Here is a 16,199-nt window from a genome sequence, read left to right as displayed (position 1 = left end):
TATGCAAGACTATCAATTTGTTGACGGTACACGATTATCTTCCGTAATAGAAGCGTTGATTTTTGCCAGTCCGGAACCTATTTCTGAAGAAAAAATTTGTGAGATTATTGCCAAAGGGGAAGAGAATTTGGGTCTGGAAGTGGATGCTATAGCCCCTTTTGTAGAAAAGCTGAATCAGCGTTACGAAGAAAACGGATTAGCATTTAATATTGAGCACGTGGCGGGTGGATATACTTTTTCGACCAAGAAGCGTTTTGAACCCTGGCTCAGTATATTTCAACATGAGAGTGCCTACCGAAAGTTATCCCAGTCGGCCATCGAAACGCTTGCTATTGTGGCGTATAAACAGCCGATTACCAAGCCCGAGGTGGATGATATTCGCGGTGTGGATTCAGGGTATATGTTGCGCCAGTTGTTGGAGAAGGTGCTCATTGAAGTTTCGGGTCGTTTGGATGCACCCGGAAAGCCACTTTTGTATCGTACAACCAAACACTTTTTGAAGCACTTTGGCATTAACTCTATTGATGAGCTGCCAAAGCCGCGCGAAATAAATGAGATTCTTAAAGATGATGATATGGCTGAGCATCGTCAGTTTTTGTTTGATCGTCAGCTGGAGCTTAAAGAGCTGCAGGAAACGGCGGAAGACGAGGATGCAACGGAAACCGCAATGTCATTAATTGAGGCTGTTGAAAAAATTGATGAGGATGAAGTCCCCGATCTGGATGAATATACAGCGGATGTTTTGCAGCTAGATGAAGAGCAAGAAAGTGAGGAGGATGACGAGATCAAGAAGGAATTAGAAAATGAATCGGATAATACCCAGGAAAATTTAGAGGATGAGTCGACGAAGAAAGAAGAGGAATAATCGAGGAAAAATTGAAGAACCTGATCATCAGGTTGACCAGAATTATAGTGAAGACGAGGAGATTCGTCTGAACAAATATATTGCGCACTGCGGATTTACCTCCCGTCGTAAGGCAGATGATTATATCGCTGCCGGCAAGGTGAAAGTGAACGACGAGGTGGTTACCCAGATGGGAGTGAAAGTCCAGCGAACGGATAAGGTTGAGGTGGAGGGACAGACTTTAAGCCTTGAAAAGTTTGTATATATCCTTCTTAATAAACCAAAAGATACTATTACCACTACAGACGACCCCCGCAATCGTGATACAGTGATGGATAAGATTGAAAATGCGACAGGCAAACGCGTATATCCTGTGGGGCGACTTGATCGTCATACTATGGGACTGTTGATCTTAACCAACGACGGGGACTTGGCGAACCGGTTAATGCATCCCAGCTACGAGGTGCGAAAAACCTATGAGGTGGAAACCGAACGCGGATTAAAAGATGATGAACTCCAGAAGCTTTCTCAAGGTATTGAGCTTGAAGACGGTACAGCGCAAGCGCATAACATTGCCCGCACGCCGGATGGTTTTATACTTTCCATTTTTGAGGGAAGAAATCGTCTTGTACGTCGAATGGTGGAATATTTCGGCACAGAAGTAACGAAGCTGAAACGCGTTGAATATGCCGGATTAACGCTCAATAACGTTAAAATGGGTCGCTGGCGCTATCTTAAGAAAAGTGAGATCAACGGTTTGCGAAAGTTGGTGAAGCTTGATCCGCTGGATTTTGATTGAGTGAAATAAGCATGTCGTTTTAGATCGTAAACGAGCATAAAAATTACATAAGCATAGTTATATTCATGAAGGATATTAAGATATCAAAGATTACAGGTTCGGTACCTTCAAACGAAAACCTTCCTGTATATTACGATTTATACTATCCGGCGGATAACAAAGAGGATAATTTGCCGGTAATTTTATTTCTGCACGGATTTAAGGGATTCAAAGACTGGGGCGCCTTTCCTGATGCATGTAGCGAACTCAGTAAAAAAGGTTTTGCCGTTTTGGCAATGAACTTCTCACTGAATGGAGTAGGTGAAAGTATGACTGAATTTGATCAGCTGGATCTGTTTGCCCGTGAAACTCTGAGTCAGGATTTGGAAGATGTGGGGACAGTCATCGAGGTGTTGAAAGACAAAGATATTAGGGCTCAAGATTATTCATTAAATACCGATAAAATTGGTGTGTTGGGACATTCTCGGGGTGGACATACAGCTGTGGCCGCATCGGCCGAATATCCCGAAATAAAATGTTTAGTTACATGGTCGGCAGTAGCCGATTACAATGCCCGCTGGAGCGATGAGATGATTACTGACTGGGAAGAAAAGGGCGTCACTGAAATTAAAAATGGACGAACAGGGCAGATAATGCCGGTTAAAGACGTAGTTTATAAAGATGCTATAGAAAATGCTGATCGCCTGATGGCTATAAAACGAGTCCGGGAATTAGATATACCGGCTCTTTTTGTTCATTCTAAAGGCGATGAGGGAGTACCCTACAGTGAGGCGGAAAAGCTGTACAAGCATTGTAATGCTGAGGATAAGAAATTAGAGTTAATTCCTGATTCTGGCCATACCTTTGATACTGCACATCCATTCGAAGCGGAAACATTGCCGGAACCATTTGCGAAGGTTGTAAATATAACTAGGGACTGGTTTCAAGCCCATTTAAAATAAGTTGGCTCCGGATTAGTTATTACAGTAAAAAAGTGAAGATTATCCGCTACATATTTTTTCTATTCCTTGTTTTAGCAATTGCCCATCCGACCAAAGCCCAAGTCCCCGAATTGATTAACAATCAGGATTTTAGGACGGATGCAAAGGCCGCTGTGGATTCGGTCTACAATTTAAATTTTGAGGGTGCTGAAGAACAGCTGGCTGTATGGCAAGAAAAATTTCCAAATCATCCCCTTTGGACTCTTTTTGAAGGTATGCAACTCTGGTGGACAGTGTTGACTGATCTCCATGATCGCTCGCACGATGACCAATTTTTTGAGATGATGAAAAAGACTGATTATCAAGCGGGCAAATTACTGCATCGCCAGCCTAAACATGTCGACGGACTGTTGATTCGAGCAATAAGTAATGGTTACATGGCGCGTCAATATGCAAACCGTGAGCAGTGGATAACCAGCCTTAATTATGGTCGCAAGGCAATACAGGCCTATAACTATCTTATTGATGTCCAGCCCGAATTAAATGATTTAAAACTTGCAGAGGGGCTAAAGCTCTATTATTTGGACTATATTCCTGATGCATATCCCGCAGTAAAGACCGTTAGCTGGGCACTGCCGGACGGTGATAAACAAAAAGGGCTGGAAGCGATCGAGGAAGCATCACAAAACGCAATTTTCGCACGAGCAGAAGCCACTTATTTTCTGGGTAATATTCATTACAACTATGAAAATAATTTTGGAGTGGCTGTTCGCAATTTTGAAAAGCTACATCATCAATATCCCAATAACAGTTATTATATCCGGATTTTGATAAAGAGCTATTATAAACAATCTCGTTTTGATAAAGCCTTAGCATTAATTGAAAGCAACCTGCAGCGATGGAGGGATAAAGACCTTGCGGACCTGAAGGTAGTGCAGGAAGAGTTGCTGACGTGGAAGGGGCGCATTTTGGAAAAGAGAGGACGTACCGACGAGGCCATCGATTGTTATACCAGAGCTTTTGCATTAGGGCATGAGTTGCCGGATACAAAAAATCGCTCCTTTTACGTTGTTTCAGGTTACTTAGCCGGAAAGTTGTTAGCTAAAAATGGAAGTAAGGATAAAGCGAAAGACATCTTAAATAATGTCATAGAAGCGGAGACCGAAAAAGATTATCGCCGACAAGCTGAGGAGTTGCTTGCAGAGTTAGAGTAACGAATAAAAAAAGCGACACCCTCATTTTAGGTATCGCTTTTAATAAAATAGGTCAAATATGCAGAGGTTTAGTTCCGGTTTTGCATTCCCTTAATCATACTGCTCATATCGCGATATCCTTCCGGGACTTCAAACAGGTCATCAGAAAGTGATTTTTCTACAATCTTTGTTGCCTTCATCTGAACAGTGCGATTTCCGTTCTTTATTTCAACAATTTCAAGTGGCATAGATCCATCTTCTGCAAACTTTTTAGCCCAGGCCGGCGCGTTTCGTTTTTGCATTTGGTTTTGAGGCATCATAAACGTACCCATACCTTTGGCCATACAGGTTTCAAAAGTGCCGTCTTCCGATTGCATTCTCCAAACTTCGCAGGTTCTGCCGGCAATGGTCTTGGTTTCGCCGGTATTAGTCATGTCCGGCTCAGAAGCGTTATCCATTTCTGATTTGCCGATGTCATCATTATTGAGATCCATTTCTATATAGCCATTCATCTGTTCAATAATCATCACCATTTTAGACTCCCCGGGCAGCATAAGCATGGCATTTTTTTGACCTTGATGGTTTATCTCCATGCGGCCTTTATTTCCCTTTACCATATACGGCATTTCGCCCATGCCCTGTTTGGCTAAGTCTGCCATCTCAAAATAAATAATACCTTCAAAATCTTGGGCTGTTGTGTTGGTTGGCATCCCAACGAAACAGATAATGGATAAAGCCAATAAAAACAGTGATTGTTTTTTCATAATGATAGCGCCTCTGTTTAAAGTTATTAGTCAATTAGAGTGATAATAATAGAAATTACTTTTTTTAAAGCCAATAATATTAGTCAGTTCCAATGATTTGAAATCTCGTCATAAATCTTATAACTAATTACAAAACAAAAAAGTGAAAAAACTATGTTGATTGGACTTATTTCAGACTCTCATGATCATGTTCGCAATATCGAAAAAGCAGTCACAATATTCGAAGAACGCAACGTAGCGCTTGTATTACATGCCGGTGATTTCTGTAGTCCTTTTACCATTCCTCCTTTCAAAGGACTATCGCTAAAAGGCGTTTTTGGTAATAACGATGGAGATCATTATTTGATCTTGCAAAAATTCAGCGAGATAGGAGCGAGGCATTTGGGAACTTTTGGCGAAGTAACGGTTGGTAATAAAAGTATTGCATTGTATCACGGGACTGATGTACCTATTACTGATGCGTTAGAACATTGCGGCAAGTATGATGTAGTGGTATCCGGGCATACCCACAAAAAGAAGGTCGAATTTGTCGACAACACCTTAGCGGTTAATCCAGGAACGGCTCATGGATTTGACGAAGAAGCCACCATAGCCCTGCTAAATACCAAGGCTATGGATGTGCAGTTTATCAATCTTTGATTACGTAATAGCTGAAAACCTAATAGGGATAAAGCCAGCAACTACTTGCGCAGATTGTGGCATACGGCCTTGGTAAAGGAAGTGGTGGTACCACTTCCACCAATATCGGGTGTGCAAACTTCTTTATTTTCCAGTGTATAATATACTGCTTGCCTAATTCTATCAGCTAAATCATCTTCTCCAATATGCTCAAGCATCATCAAGGCAGAGAGTAAGAATGCGATAGGATTGGCTTTATTTTGTCCTGCAATGTCAGGAGCTGAGCCGTGAACAGCTTCAAACATAGCGGCATCATCACCAATGTTGGCGGCGCCGGTAAGTCCGAGTCCACCTACAAGTCCCGAGGCAAGATCAGAAAGGATATCTCCAAATAAATTTGTGGTAACTATGACATCAAACTGTTTCGGATCCAGGACCATCTGCATGGCCATGTTATCGACAATCAGATCTTCATATCCAATGTTTGGATAATCCTTGGAAACTTCTTCTCCCACTTCCATAAAAAGGCCGCAGGTAAATTTTAGAATATTCGCTTTGTGTACCAAGGTAACTTTTTTGCGTCCTTTCTTTTTAGCGTATTCAAAAGCTGAACGTATTACTTTTTCACTGGCTTCACGGGTAACAACGGCGATGCTTTCGGCATGACTGTTTTCTTTAACCCATTGTTCTTTGCCTATGTAAAGTCCTTCCGTGTTTTCACGGAACATTACCAGGTTAACATCTTCGTATCGGCTGTGGATATGAGGCAGTGTTTTGGCCGGACGAATGTTACTGTGGAGGTTAAACTTTTTGCGCATGGCAACATTTACGGAACGGAATCCAGCTCCTACAGGAGTCGTCAGAGGCCCCTTAAGTGCAAGCCGATACTGATCAATGGCATCCAGGGTTTCATCGGGCAGGGGATTACCAAGCTCTTCCTGTGCTGTAAGTCCGGCGGTGCATTCAATCCAATTAATATCTGCACCGGCTTCATCCAAAATGGTAGTTACAGATTTAGTGATTTCGGGGCCAATTCCATCGCCTGGGATTAAAACAATATCATGCATGAGAATAAATGTATTTAGAAGAACTCGGATTATTTTTTATCTGCTATAACAGCCCGCAAAGATACAAATAATAGGAGTTTATGTCATAACTTATCTGGGCAAGCAATGTTACTCATCGCTGATCAAAAGTACAGCCGATCCTTCGAAGTTACCGGCTCGTAAATCATCAAGTGCCTGATTGGCTTCTGTAAGGGAATAGGTGGTAACTTGGGATTCAATCGGGACTTCGGGAGCCAGCTGCATGAACTCTGTTCCATCGCGACGCGTAAGGTTAGCTACGGACTCGATAGATCGCTCTTCCCACAGATCGCTATATGGAAAACTTGGGATATCACTCATATGAATGCCTGCACAGACGACATTACCTCCTTTTTTAACTGCTTTTAGTGCTTGTGGGACAAGCGGACCAACAGGTGCAAAGATGATAGCGGCGTCTAATTTATCGGGAGGCAGTGTATTAGATCCTCCGGCCCACCTGGCTCCTAAACGTTCAGCAAACTCTTGGCCTTTTTTATCGTCCGGACGAGTAAAAGCGTATACCTCCTTGTTTTGATGTAGGGCAACCTGTGTAAGGATATGAGCCGCCGAACCAAAGCCATAAAATCCCAACCGCCGCGCATTGTTGGTTTTACGTAACGATCGATAGCCGATAAGCCCGGCGCACAGTAGCGGTGCTGCTTGTACGGCAGGATAATTTTCAGGAATGGGAAAGCAAAAACGGGCATCGGCCACAGTATATTCAGCAAATCCCCCGTTGATATCATATCCGGTAAATTCGGCATTGTCACAGAGGTTTTCCTGATTTTTATGACAAAATTCACAATTTCCACAAGTGTAGCCCAGCCATGGTACCCCCACTTTATCGCCTTTTTTAAACCCGGTTACATTTTCACCCACTTTTTCTATTATTCCTACTATTTGATGTCCCAATACAAGCGGTAAGTTGGGATGTTCCAGCTCACCATCAACAATATGAAGATCTGTCCGGCAAACGCCGCAGGTTAGTACTTTTAACAGTAGCTGATTTTTATCGGGGCTGGGAGTCGGAATATCCCGTAATTCCAGCGGTTTGCCGGCGGTATGTAATACCATTGCTTTCATAGATGATCACTCCTCAGTTGAAATGAACGCAATACCGTCAGGTGTTTGGTCGGTTTCAAACATATTTATTACCTGCCAGCTTTGTGTATCAATGACGGAAATATTGTTACCCTCACTGTTGCTTACATAAAGGCGACGGTCGTCATCCGAAAATGTTAAGCCAATGGGCATTCCCGGGTTAGCGTTTTCTACGGTAGATATTTTTTGGATTTGGCTGTGCGAGGCTACATCAAAAATAGATACTTCGCTCGACCGTGCATTGGATACGGCTACCCATTTCTGATGGTTTGATACTTCGGTACGAATGGGAAATTCTGCACTCTTAAAACTTTGAATAATTTTTTGGGATGCAATATCTAAAACGGATATGGAATTGGCACTACGGTTGGTTATCCAGACTTCATTGCTTTTTGGAATCACTACTACGCCCTCGGTTCCATTTCCGGTTTCAAGGGTGGTAGAAACCTGTTCTTTTCTAAGGTCAAGTATGCTTACCGAGCCGGAACCCAGATTTGTTACATAAGCCTTGGTTTCATCTGGTCCCAGAGCAACCATGTGGGAAACGTTCTCGTTTGTTCTGATAGATTTAAGGATTTCTCCGCTATCAATATTAACAGTGATAACAGTTTTTTGATCTTCAACCGTAATAATTACTTTTTCATTATCAGAAAACCACTCTACGCCATGTGGGCGGGTATATTGTCCAAGTGATATTGTTTTGTGGACTTTTTGATTATCTAAATCAATAACCGTCAGGGAATTACCCGGATGTTGGTCTCCATAATTTGTGATAACAGCTTTGGACTGATCAGGAGAGATGGCCACTTCGTGCGGAGCTACGCCTGTTGGGAATTCCGTTAATTTATTTCCGTTTTGGGCATCAAGTAGCCAAGCCGAATGGGATGATTTGTTGAGTACAATTATGCGGTTGCTACTTTGTGATTTGCTAGCCTGATCGGGTTGGCTGCCCACCAGCAACAACGAAAATATGGTCAATAACAATCTCATATCAACAAGAGTTAGTAGCGTCGTCTGTTTCTTTTTTGGAGTTTTCGATCCAGGCTGTATTTCCCGGGACCGATGAATAACAATCCAATCATAACGATGGCCATTTCAATGCTGTGAGAATAGCTTACAAAGCCATCCCCGGCTCCAATATGTTGGACAGTAGCTACCAGCATTACAATAAAAAGAAATACAACACTCGGCATAAAGAACAGGCCGCCTAGTAAAAATATACCTCCAAAAAATTCGGTAACTCCGGCCATAAAACCAAAAAACATAGGCGCAAAATCGATGCCCAGATACTGCATGGCCGACCCCACTTCAACCCAGGTATCGGGTCCGCCGAACATTTTTGGGAAACCATGTAAAATAAACATGATACCTAATCCCATTCGAATAATTAAAAGTCCAACATTGCGATAGATACCTCGTTTTCGGAGTGGTGACATTCGTGGAGTATAGATGTTTATTTAATCTTTTTGATAACTAATGCGATAAATTACGCCGCTGTGGTCGTCAGAGATAAGAACTGATCCATCCGGCAGTTGCAGTAAATCGACGGGACGTCCCCATACCGATTCATTATCCTGAAGCCAACCTTCAATGAACGGTTCATACGAAATGATTTCACCGTCTTTAAGCGTAACCTTTGTTATACGATACCCGATTTTTTCAGTTCTGTTCCAACTTCCGTGTTCTGCAATCAATATTTGGTTGTGATAGGCCTCCGGAAACATGTCCCCGGTATAAAAAATCATACCCAGGGGTGCTACATGTGGATCTAAAGCCTGGGCGGGATCTTTAAAATCTTTATCCATTGCCTTGCCTTTTTTACCAAATTCTGGATCCCTTATATCATGACCATGCTTGTAGGGATAGCCAAAATGTTGCCCCGTTTGGGATAGATGATTCAGCTCGCAGGGCGGTTGGTTATCTCCCAGCCAATCGCGACCGTTATCTGTAAACCACAGGTTGTTTGTTTTTGGATGCCAGTCGAAGCCTACCGAATTGCGAACACCTTTAGCAATAATTTCGCGATTGGTTCCATCGGGGTTGATGCGAGTGATGGTGGCAAAAATTTCATCAGCAGGATTACAGATATTGCAGGGTGCCCCTACCGGAATATAAAGTTTGCCATCGGGGCCAAAGTCAATGAATTTCCAGCCGTGATGGCCATCCTCAGGATAGCTTTCGGTGATAGCAACAGGGTCGGTCGGATTGGTAAGGTTGGCTCCGATATCATCATACCGATAAACGGTACTTACGGCAGCTACATATAACGATCCGTTACGGTAGGCAATGCCGCTGGGCATGCGCAAATCTTTGGCAATGCTATAAACGGTGTCTGCTTTGTAATCATTATTTTCGTCTACGACAGCATAAACGTTTCCCGCTTCTCGGCTCCCTGCATAAATGATTCCGTTTTCTCCCATGGCAAGCTGACGTGCATTGGGTACGTTGTCTGCGAAAACTTCAGCTTTAAAGCCACCCGGGAGCTGTAGTTTGGATATAATTTGGTTGCCGTCTCTAGGTGATATCTCACAACCCCCGATAATTGCTGATAGGAACGTTAAGAGAAGCACCCATTGTATGGAGGTTTTACATATAAAGGACATTTTCAACTCGTTACCAATGTTAATAGATGCCGCTACCGTAAGACTTTGGCATTATACAATGCTTTGCTATTAATATCGAACGGTTTGGCCGTTTTGTTGTTTAGTAATTGTAAATATGAATACAAAAATATCAGATGGCAACGGCAATAGTTTGGTTTCGAAATAACTTGCGACTCCACGATAACGAGGCGCTGTATCGAGCTTTGGATTATAATATAGTTATACCGGTTTATGTATTTGATCCCCAATGGTTTGGAGAAACGGCATTCGGATTTCCAAAAACAGGGGCTCAACGTGCTCGGTTTTTATTGGAAACGCTGCAGAACCTGAGAGAAAATTTGCAGAATCGGGGATCAGATCTAATTGTGCGACAGGGCAAAACGGACGAGATTTTAGCTGAATTGGCTGCTGCACATGAGGCTTCCATTATTTTTTCGGAAAAAGAAGTTGCCTCAGAGGAAGTTGGCATAGAAGAAGCTGTTGCAAATCGTGTACATGCGGAGGTTGAATACACCCACGGGCGAACGCTTTTTCACCCGGATGATATCCCGTACGATCCGGCCAATATTCCGAAGGTATTTACTAATTTTCGCAAACAGCTTGAAAAAAAGAGCTCGGTGCGTCAGCAGTTTCCCACGCCTGAAGTTTTGCCTGAACCCACAGTGGATGAACCGGGTGATCTGCCTTCGATTGAGGCGTTTGTCGTTTCTCTACCTCCTTCGGATAATCGTTCTGTTTTGCCATTTAAAGGTGGTGAAGAGAAGGCGCTAAAAAGACTTAAGCGGTATTTCTGGAAAGAAGATCAGCTCAAAAATTATAAATTTACCCGCAACGGTTTGTTGGGATCGAACTATTCTTCAAAATTCTCGCCTTGGCTGGCCAACGGCTCGCTCTCTCCGCGCCGAATTTACTGGGAGGTAAAAAAATATGAGGAGGAACGTAAGAAAAACGTTTCCACGTACTGGATGATTTTTGAGCTGATCTGGCGTGACTTTTTCCGCTATTCGGCCATGAAGTACGGCGATGCTATTTTTAAGCAGGGAGGTATTCAGCAAAAAGACCGCAACTGGCGGCGCGATAAAAAAGATTTTAGACGTTGGGCTGATGGACGAACAGGTGTCCCGTTTATAGACGCAAACATGCGTGAGCTGAATAAAACGGGATATATGTCGAACCGAGGCCGGCAGAATGTAGCGAGTTTCTTAGCGCAAAATCTGAATATTGATTGGCGGATGGGAGCGGAGTATTTCGAATCGAAACTGATCGATTATGATGTTTGTAGCAATTACGGCAACTGGATGTATAATTCAACCGTTGGTCAAGATCCGCGTAATCGCTATTTCAATATTGTTAATCAGGCTGAAAAGTATGATACAAAAGGGGAATATGTACGTCACTGGCTACCCGAATTGGCTGATGTACCGCAGGAATTTATCCATGAACCGCATCGCATGGCAGTGGAGCAACAGAAATTGGCGGGAATAGAACTAGGAAAAGATTATCCGAAACCTATGATTGATTTGGAGGCCTCGTACGAAGAGATAAAAAATCGAGACTAGGAAATGAATTTAACGTCAATATTGGTACATCGATACATTCAGATAGTGATAAATACCAATCCACTGTAATGTCATCTCTTATGATCGTGACAGGGAAAGTATAATATGCATTGTCCCTCTGGAACCGTATGAGAAATAGCTGGTTAAATGATAAACAGCTATTGATACTAAACTCAAGAACAGTATCAGTAGTATTATATTAAATAATTAACCTATGGTTAAACACTATGAAAGCTTTAAAAATTATACTGTTATTGGTAGTATCACTTATGATATTAGGATTCGCCTCCCTATTAAATCCTGATAAAACGATATCAGAAAAGGTAGCCGAAAAGCAAGATCTTTCAACATTGTTAACAGCTTTACAAGCTGCTGATTTGGTAGAGATCCTCAAAGGAGAAGGCCCCTATACGGTCTTTGCACCAACAAATAAAGCATTTGACAAGCTTCCTGAAGGAAAACTCGAAGATCTCCTGAAACCTGAGAATAAGGAAGAACTGGCCCGAATTCTCAAGTATCACGTAGTAGCAGGGAAAATTTTCGCTTCTGATATTAATGAGGAGCAAATGGTCGAAACGCTGGAAGGATCCGAACTTAAAGTATTAAGCCAAAAAACAACCGATGATTATATGGGCGATGAGTCGGAAGCGATGAATAATATAATGGTTAATAATGCTTTTGTTACAGATGCTGATATAGAAGTATCAAATGGTGTCATTCACATTATTGATGGTGTGGTTATGCCCTCCGGTCAGGAAGTTCTTGGGGCTGTAGAGAAAGATTAAAGAAACTATTGAGATGATTTGTCTTTCGTTTTTGTCAGGTTGAAATAGCAAGAAATAAAAAAGGCCGAAGAAAACTTCGGCCTTCGTGAATGGTATATTGCCTAATAGCGTTAGACCATCACATCACAAAACATTGGTAAGAATGTTTTGTGCTATCACAATCCTAAATAAAAATACAATGTAATTATGAAGCTTACAAGAATCTTAACCATTATGCTGGCATCCGTTGTGTTGCTGGCGTTTACACAAAATCCTGACAAGAATAAGAAGGTTGATCACCACAATAAGATTGTATCTATTGCACAGGGTACCGATCAGTTGTCTACTCTGGTAACTGCTGTAAAAGCAGCTGATCTGGTAGAAACATTGAATGGGGAAGGACCTTTCACGGTTTTTGCGCCTACCAATCAGGCATTCAGTAACCTGCCCGACGGTACGTTGGATATGCTACTGAAAGAAGAAAACAAAGGACAGCTGCAGGGTATTTTAACTTACCACGTGGTTTCCGGTAAAATTATGTCTTCTGATCTTAAGGATGGGCAAATGGTCGAAACCGTTCAAGGAAACAAAATCAAGGTTTCCTTATCTGACGGAGCGATGGTTAATGGTGCCAATGTTGTGAAGGCTGATGTTGAAGCTTCAAACGGCATTGTGCATATTATTGATGCAGTGATTATGCCATCTGATAATGAGGAGAAAGAAGATATGGAGTCAGGTTACTAGTATTGCAATTACCTGAAAATGAAAAGCGAGGAGTGTTGAACTCCTCGCTTTTTTTATTGTGAATAGTTTTAATGTGAAATTTTTGTCCCAAGTACATCAAGAAAAGCACTGAGCCATTTGGGATGCCCCGGCCAGGCTGGAGAAGTAACTAAGTTGCCATCGATCACCACCTCGGTTGCTTCTACATCTTTGTAGTTGGCTCCGGCGGCCTCCATCTCCGGACCACATGCGGGATAGGCTGTTAAGGTTTTGCCGGTTATCACATCGGCAGCAGATAGAATCTGAAGCCCGTGACAAATAGCGGCAACGGGTTTATCCTCCTCAAAGAAGTGACGCACCATATCCAACACGCCATCTTCGCGACGCAGGTATTCGGGAGCGCGTCCGCCGGCAACAATGAGACCGTCATAATCGGCGGGATCAGCCTTATCAAATGTAGCATTGAGGGCAAAATTATGACCCGGCTTTTCGGTGTAGGTTTGGTCGCCTTCAAAATCGTGAATAGCCGTTTTTACGGTGTCCCCTTTCTTTTTGCCGGGACAAACCGCATGCACGGTATGACCTACCATTTGTAATGCCTGAAATGGCACCATAATTTCATAATCTTCTCCAAAATCTCCTACAAGCATCAATAATTTTTTACCATCCATAATAAATCTCTGATTTGTTAAGATTAATAGTGTTATCGTCGCTTATTCTCGGTAGCTATTGTATTAACTTTAGATTGATAACCAGCGTTCTGTATTCCAAATTCTAATTGTAACAATGAAATTAGATGGACGTAACTATAACTGAATAAGGAATAGGATGCAGATAAAATAGATTATGTTTAAAAAATGTTGGTTTTCGATCGCATTTCTGTTGGTATTTTTTGGCTTTTCTTTCGGTAATATTGTTGCCCAACAAACACAGGAAGAATCAATAGTTTCCGATATTGATTCCTTGGAAGCGACCGTTGATTCACTTTTGCAGGAAAATAATATACCGGGAGCGGGAATAGCCTTGGTGCATAAAGATTCTGTTATTTGGTCTAGCGGTATAGGCTATGCAGATTATGAAGATAAGAAACCGGTAATGGCTGATCACCTGTTTCGGGTTGGATCTATCTCAAAAACATTCGTGGCTATGGGTATTATGCAGCTTGTGGAAGAGGGCAAACTAAGCCTCAATGACAAGGTACAGGAGTTAGTGCCTGGTGTTGAAATTAAAAATCCTTGGAAAGAATCAGATCCGGTTCGGGTAAAACATCTGCTAGAGCATACTTCGGGATTTGATGATATGCACTTCAGTGAGTTTTATAATACGCAGCATGACCCTAAAATATCTCTTAAAAAAGCACTGAGTATTAATCCTAAATCTAGAGAAGTGCGCTGGCGGCCGGGCACGCGGTTTTCTTATTCCAATCCCGGTTATGCGGTGGCGGGTTATATCATTGAAAAAATAACCGGCCAGTCGTACGAAGAATATTTGCGAAGAAGTATTTTAAAGCCACTGGATATGATGCAGTCTTCATTTGTTTACAGTGACTCGGTGAAGCAAGGAATGGTTACGGGCTATAAAGGAAAATATAATCCGGTGGAATATCAGCATATCTATTTGCGTCCGGCCGGTATGTTGCATTCTTCCCCCGCTGATATGGGGAAATTTGTGCAGCTGTTACTAAATGATGGTTCGCTTGATGGACAAAAAATAATTGCTGACAGTTTGCTTAGCAGGATGGAAACAACCGAAACTACACTGGCTGCCAAACATGGATTTACTAAGGGCTATGGATTGGGGATTAAGCATTCTGAAATGGCCGGATATCCTAATTTAAATCATAATGGCGGTATTGACGGATTTCTTTCTCAATACATGTATTTTCCGCAATATGAGTTAGGCTACGTACTGCTGTTGAATAGCTCTAATGGTTTTGGAAATATCCGGGAAGCGATTACAAAATTTTTACTGCAAAATGTTAAAAAGCCGGAGCCACAACCCATTGTTGATTTATCCGGCGAATATTTAGAACAGTACGAGGGATATTATGCCTATCGGAGTCCGCGCAATCAACTGTTTATGCCGCTAAATAAATTATCGGCCGGACAAACACTTGAAGTATTGGATGATACGCTGCATACCCAAGAATTTATGGAATCTCCCGAGCCACTGTTGCCTGTTTCGGAAAAGAAATTTCGCCGAAAAGATAAAAAAACGGCCTCTGTCTTTTTTATGGATACGGAAGAGTATGGACAAGTAATGGAGCATGATGGTACGTTCTATGTCAAAACTGAAAGCTGGAAGATATATCTTTACCGTGGAGCGTTTTTTGGCGGTCTGGGTGTGTTGGCAACGTTATTGTTATTCAGCCTGTTCTGGATACCGTTTGAGATTTATCGCAAATACAGCTCTAAGCATACTCCCTTTTCATATCAGTCACTTTTCTGGTGGCCGTTTGTTGCATTGTGCAGCGTTGGGTTGCTGGTATTAGGAGCCTCACAGCTTGAGTTGTTGACGATTGGTGAACGCACTGCCGAAGCGATGGCAATTACCGTCGCCACTTATCTATTTGGGATAAGTTCTATTGGTGCATTGTGGACAAGTCTGCGTAGCTGGACAAAAGAGATTCATCCTGCCATGAAAATGTACTTCTCCCTAATTTCAGTCATATTAATAGGGTTTACCTTGTTTTTAATCTACTGGGATTGGATGGGACTGCGCCTTTGGGCTTATTAATTGAGATGGATAAAGCAATTATTGGTTTCGACTGCAGTAATCAATAAGCCGGCTGATAAACTCACGTTGCGCAGGATTGATTTTCTTGCGGGCTTCAAAAGGTCCAAAATATTCGATTCGATCAATCTCGGGGAATAGTTCAGTGTTCCCCGAATTGGGCGGCCATTCGATCTCGAATTCATTGGGGGCAAAGATAAAATCATCGGGAATTTGATATTCCACTGCCCAACAGTAAACACTTTTGCCGCCTTTCTGTTTGACCGAATCCAGATCAATAAATTCACCTTCTGGGATAAACCCAAGTTCTTCCTTGAATTCCCTTTTTGCGGCATCCAGCAAATCTTCATCATCTTCCACTTCTCCTTTTGGGATTGACCATGCCCCCTCGTCTTTATCCCACCAGTAGGGTCCACCGGGATGGGCCAGTAGCAGTTCTAAGCTTGGTTTACGATTAAAGAGCAGTATGCCGGCGCTGATGTTTGACACTTCT

Annotated in this window: 17 protein-coding genes; 9 read left to right on the top strand and 8 right to left on the bottom strand. The window is 42.4% G+C overall.

From position 1 onward, the window contains the following. The first annotated feature begins 1 nt into the window (after position 1). The 4 genes from scpB (at position 2) to ACT3IB_RS07760 (ending at position 3,777) form a co-directional block, all read left to right on the top strand. Positions 2 to 865, top strand: a complete 864-nt coding sequence (gene scpB, locus ACT3IB_RS07775) for an SMC-Scp complex subunit ScpB (protein ID WP_491538438.1) — start codon at positions 2 to 4, stop codon at positions 863 to 865. Beyond that, positions 837 to 1,643 carry a pseudouridine synthase gene (locus ACT3IB_RS07770; protein WP_491538437.1) on the top strand — a complete coding sequence of 269 codons (807 nt, stop codon included), beginning with the start codon at positions 837 to 839 and terminating at the stop codon, positions 1,641 to 1,643. Before scpB ends, ACT3IB_RS07770 begins: the two co-directional genes overlap by 29 nt. Positions 1,644 to 1,708: 65 nt before the next feature. After that, complete coding sequence (locus ACT3IB_RS07765) at positions 1,709 to 2,584, top strand: alpha/beta hydrolase family protein (RefSeq protein WP_491538436.1); 876 nt, start codon at positions 1,709 to 1,711, stop codon at positions 2,582 to 2,584. A 32-nt stretch (positions 2,585 to 2,616) separates the two neighbouring features. Continuing rightward, a complete protein-coding gene (locus ACT3IB_RS07760; RefSeq protein WP_491538435.1) occupies positions 2,617 to 3,777 on the top strand; it encodes a tetratricopeptide repeat protein in 1,161 nt (386 codons plus the stop codon). A 68-nt stretch (positions 3,778 to 3,845) separates the two neighbouring features. On the opposite strand, the gene ACT3IB_RS07755 is transcribed toward ACT3IB_RS07760, so the two are convergent. Continuing rightward, positions 3,846 to 4,520: a DUF4412 domain-containing protein gene (locus tag ACT3IB_RS07755; protein ID WP_491538434.1), complete on the bottom strand. Its 675-nt coding sequence runs from the start codon at positions 4,518 to 4,520 to the stop codon at positions 3,846 to 3,848. Between the two features lie 153 nt (positions 4,521 to 4,673). On the opposite strand from ACT3IB_RS07755, the gene ACT3IB_RS07750 reads away from it, so the two are divergent. Further along, on the top strand, positions 4,674 to 5,159 hold the full coding sequence (locus ACT3IB_RS07750) for a metallophosphoesterase (RefSeq protein ID WP_491538433.1): 486 nt from the start codon (positions 4,674 to 4,676) through the stop codon (positions 5,157 to 5,159). 41 nt (positions 5,160 to 5,200) lie between these two features. Here ACT3IB_RS07750 and ACT3IB_RS07745 read toward each other — a convergent pair whose 3' ends face one another. The 5 genes from ACT3IB_RS07745 to ACT3IB_RS07725 form a co-directional block, all read right to left on the bottom strand. After that, the gene (locus tag ACT3IB_RS07745) at positions 5,201 to 6,205 is read right to left on the bottom strand and encodes an isocitrate/isopropylmalate dehydrogenase family protein (protein WP_491538432.1); all 1,005 of its coding nucleotides are present in this window, start codon (positions 6,203 to 6,205) and stop codon (positions 5,201 to 5,203) included. A gap of 108 nt (positions 6,206 to 6,313) precedes the next feature. Then, positions 6,314 to 7,306 (bottom strand): zinc-dependent alcohol dehydrogenase family protein, encoded by a 993-nt coding sequence (locus tag ACT3IB_RS07740; RefSeq protein ID WP_491538431.1) that lies wholly within the window; start codon positions 7,304 to 7,306, stop codon positions 6,314 to 6,316. A gap of 6 nt (positions 7,307 to 7,312) precedes the next feature. Next, entirely contained in the window at positions 7,313 to 8,314 is a 1,002-nt protein-coding gene (locus ACT3IB_RS07735) for a YncE family protein (RefSeq protein ID WP_491538430.1), read from the bottom strand. A gap of 11 nt (positions 8,315 to 8,325) precedes the next feature. Then, complete coding sequence (locus tag ACT3IB_RS07730; protein WP_491538429.1) at positions 8,326 to 8,760, bottom strand: DoxX family protein; 435 nt, start codon at positions 8,758 to 8,760, stop codon at positions 8,326 to 8,328. Positions 8,761 to 8,781: 21 nt separating this feature from the next. Continuing rightward, complete coding sequence (locus tag ACT3IB_RS07725) at positions 8,782 to 9,927, bottom strand: PQQ-dependent sugar dehydrogenase (RefSeq protein WP_491538428.1); 1,146 nt, start codon at positions 9,925 to 9,927, stop codon at positions 8,782 to 8,784. A 134-nt stretch (positions 9,928 to 10,061) separates the two neighbouring features. Between ACT3IB_RS07725 and ACT3IB_RS07720 the strand changes: the two genes are divergently transcribed. The 3 genes from ACT3IB_RS07720 (at position 10,062) to ACT3IB_RS07710 (ending at position 12,994) form a co-directional block, all read left to right on the top strand. Beyond that, on the top strand, positions 10,062 to 11,486 hold the full coding sequence (locus tag ACT3IB_RS07720) for a DASH family cryptochrome (protein ID WP_491538427.1): 1,425 nt from the start codon (positions 10,062 to 10,064) through the stop codon (positions 11,484 to 11,486). Between the two features lie 227 nt (positions 11,487 to 11,713). Next, positions 11,714 to 12,271 carry a fasciclin domain-containing protein gene (locus ACT3IB_RS07715; protein ID WP_491538426.1) on the top strand — a complete coding sequence of 186 codons (558 nt, stop codon included), beginning with the start codon at positions 11,714 to 11,716 and terminating at the stop codon, positions 12,269 to 12,271. A gap of 186 nt (positions 12,272 to 12,457) precedes the next feature. Then, a complete protein-coding gene (locus tag ACT3IB_RS07710; protein WP_491538425.1) occupies positions 12,458 to 12,994 on the top strand; it encodes a fasciclin domain-containing protein in 537 nt (178 codons plus the stop codon). Positions 12,995 to 13,062: 68 nt separating this feature from the next. Here ACT3IB_RS07710 and ACT3IB_RS07705 read toward each other — a convergent pair whose 3' ends face one another. Beyond that, entirely contained in the window at positions 13,063 to 13,644 is a 582-nt protein-coding gene (locus ACT3IB_RS07705) for a DJ-1/PfpI family protein (RefSeq protein ID WP_491538424.1), read from the bottom strand. A 175-nt stretch (positions 13,645 to 13,819) separates the two neighbouring features. Between ACT3IB_RS07705 and ACT3IB_RS07700 the strand changes: the two genes are divergently transcribed. Further along, a complete protein-coding gene (locus ACT3IB_RS07700) occupies positions 13,820 to 15,709 on the top strand; it encodes a serine hydrolase (RefSeq protein WP_491538423.1) in 1,890 nt (629 codons plus the stop codon). Positions 15,710 to 15,727: 18 nt separating this feature from the next. Here ACT3IB_RS07700 and ACT3IB_RS07695 read toward each other — a convergent pair whose 3' ends face one another. Next, the gene (locus ACT3IB_RS07695; protein ID WP_491538422.1) at positions 15,728 to 16,195 is read right to left on the bottom strand and encodes an NUDIX hydrolase; all 468 of its coding nucleotides are present in this window, start codon (positions 16,193 to 16,195) and stop codon (positions 15,728 to 15,730) included. Positions 16,196 to 16,199: the final 4 nt, after the last annotated feature.

The organism is Fodinibius sp. GM21, from assembly GCF_058386955.1.
The sequence above is the reverse complement of the archived record's forward strand: the minus strand, read 5'-3'. Positions and strand labels throughout refer to the sequence as shown.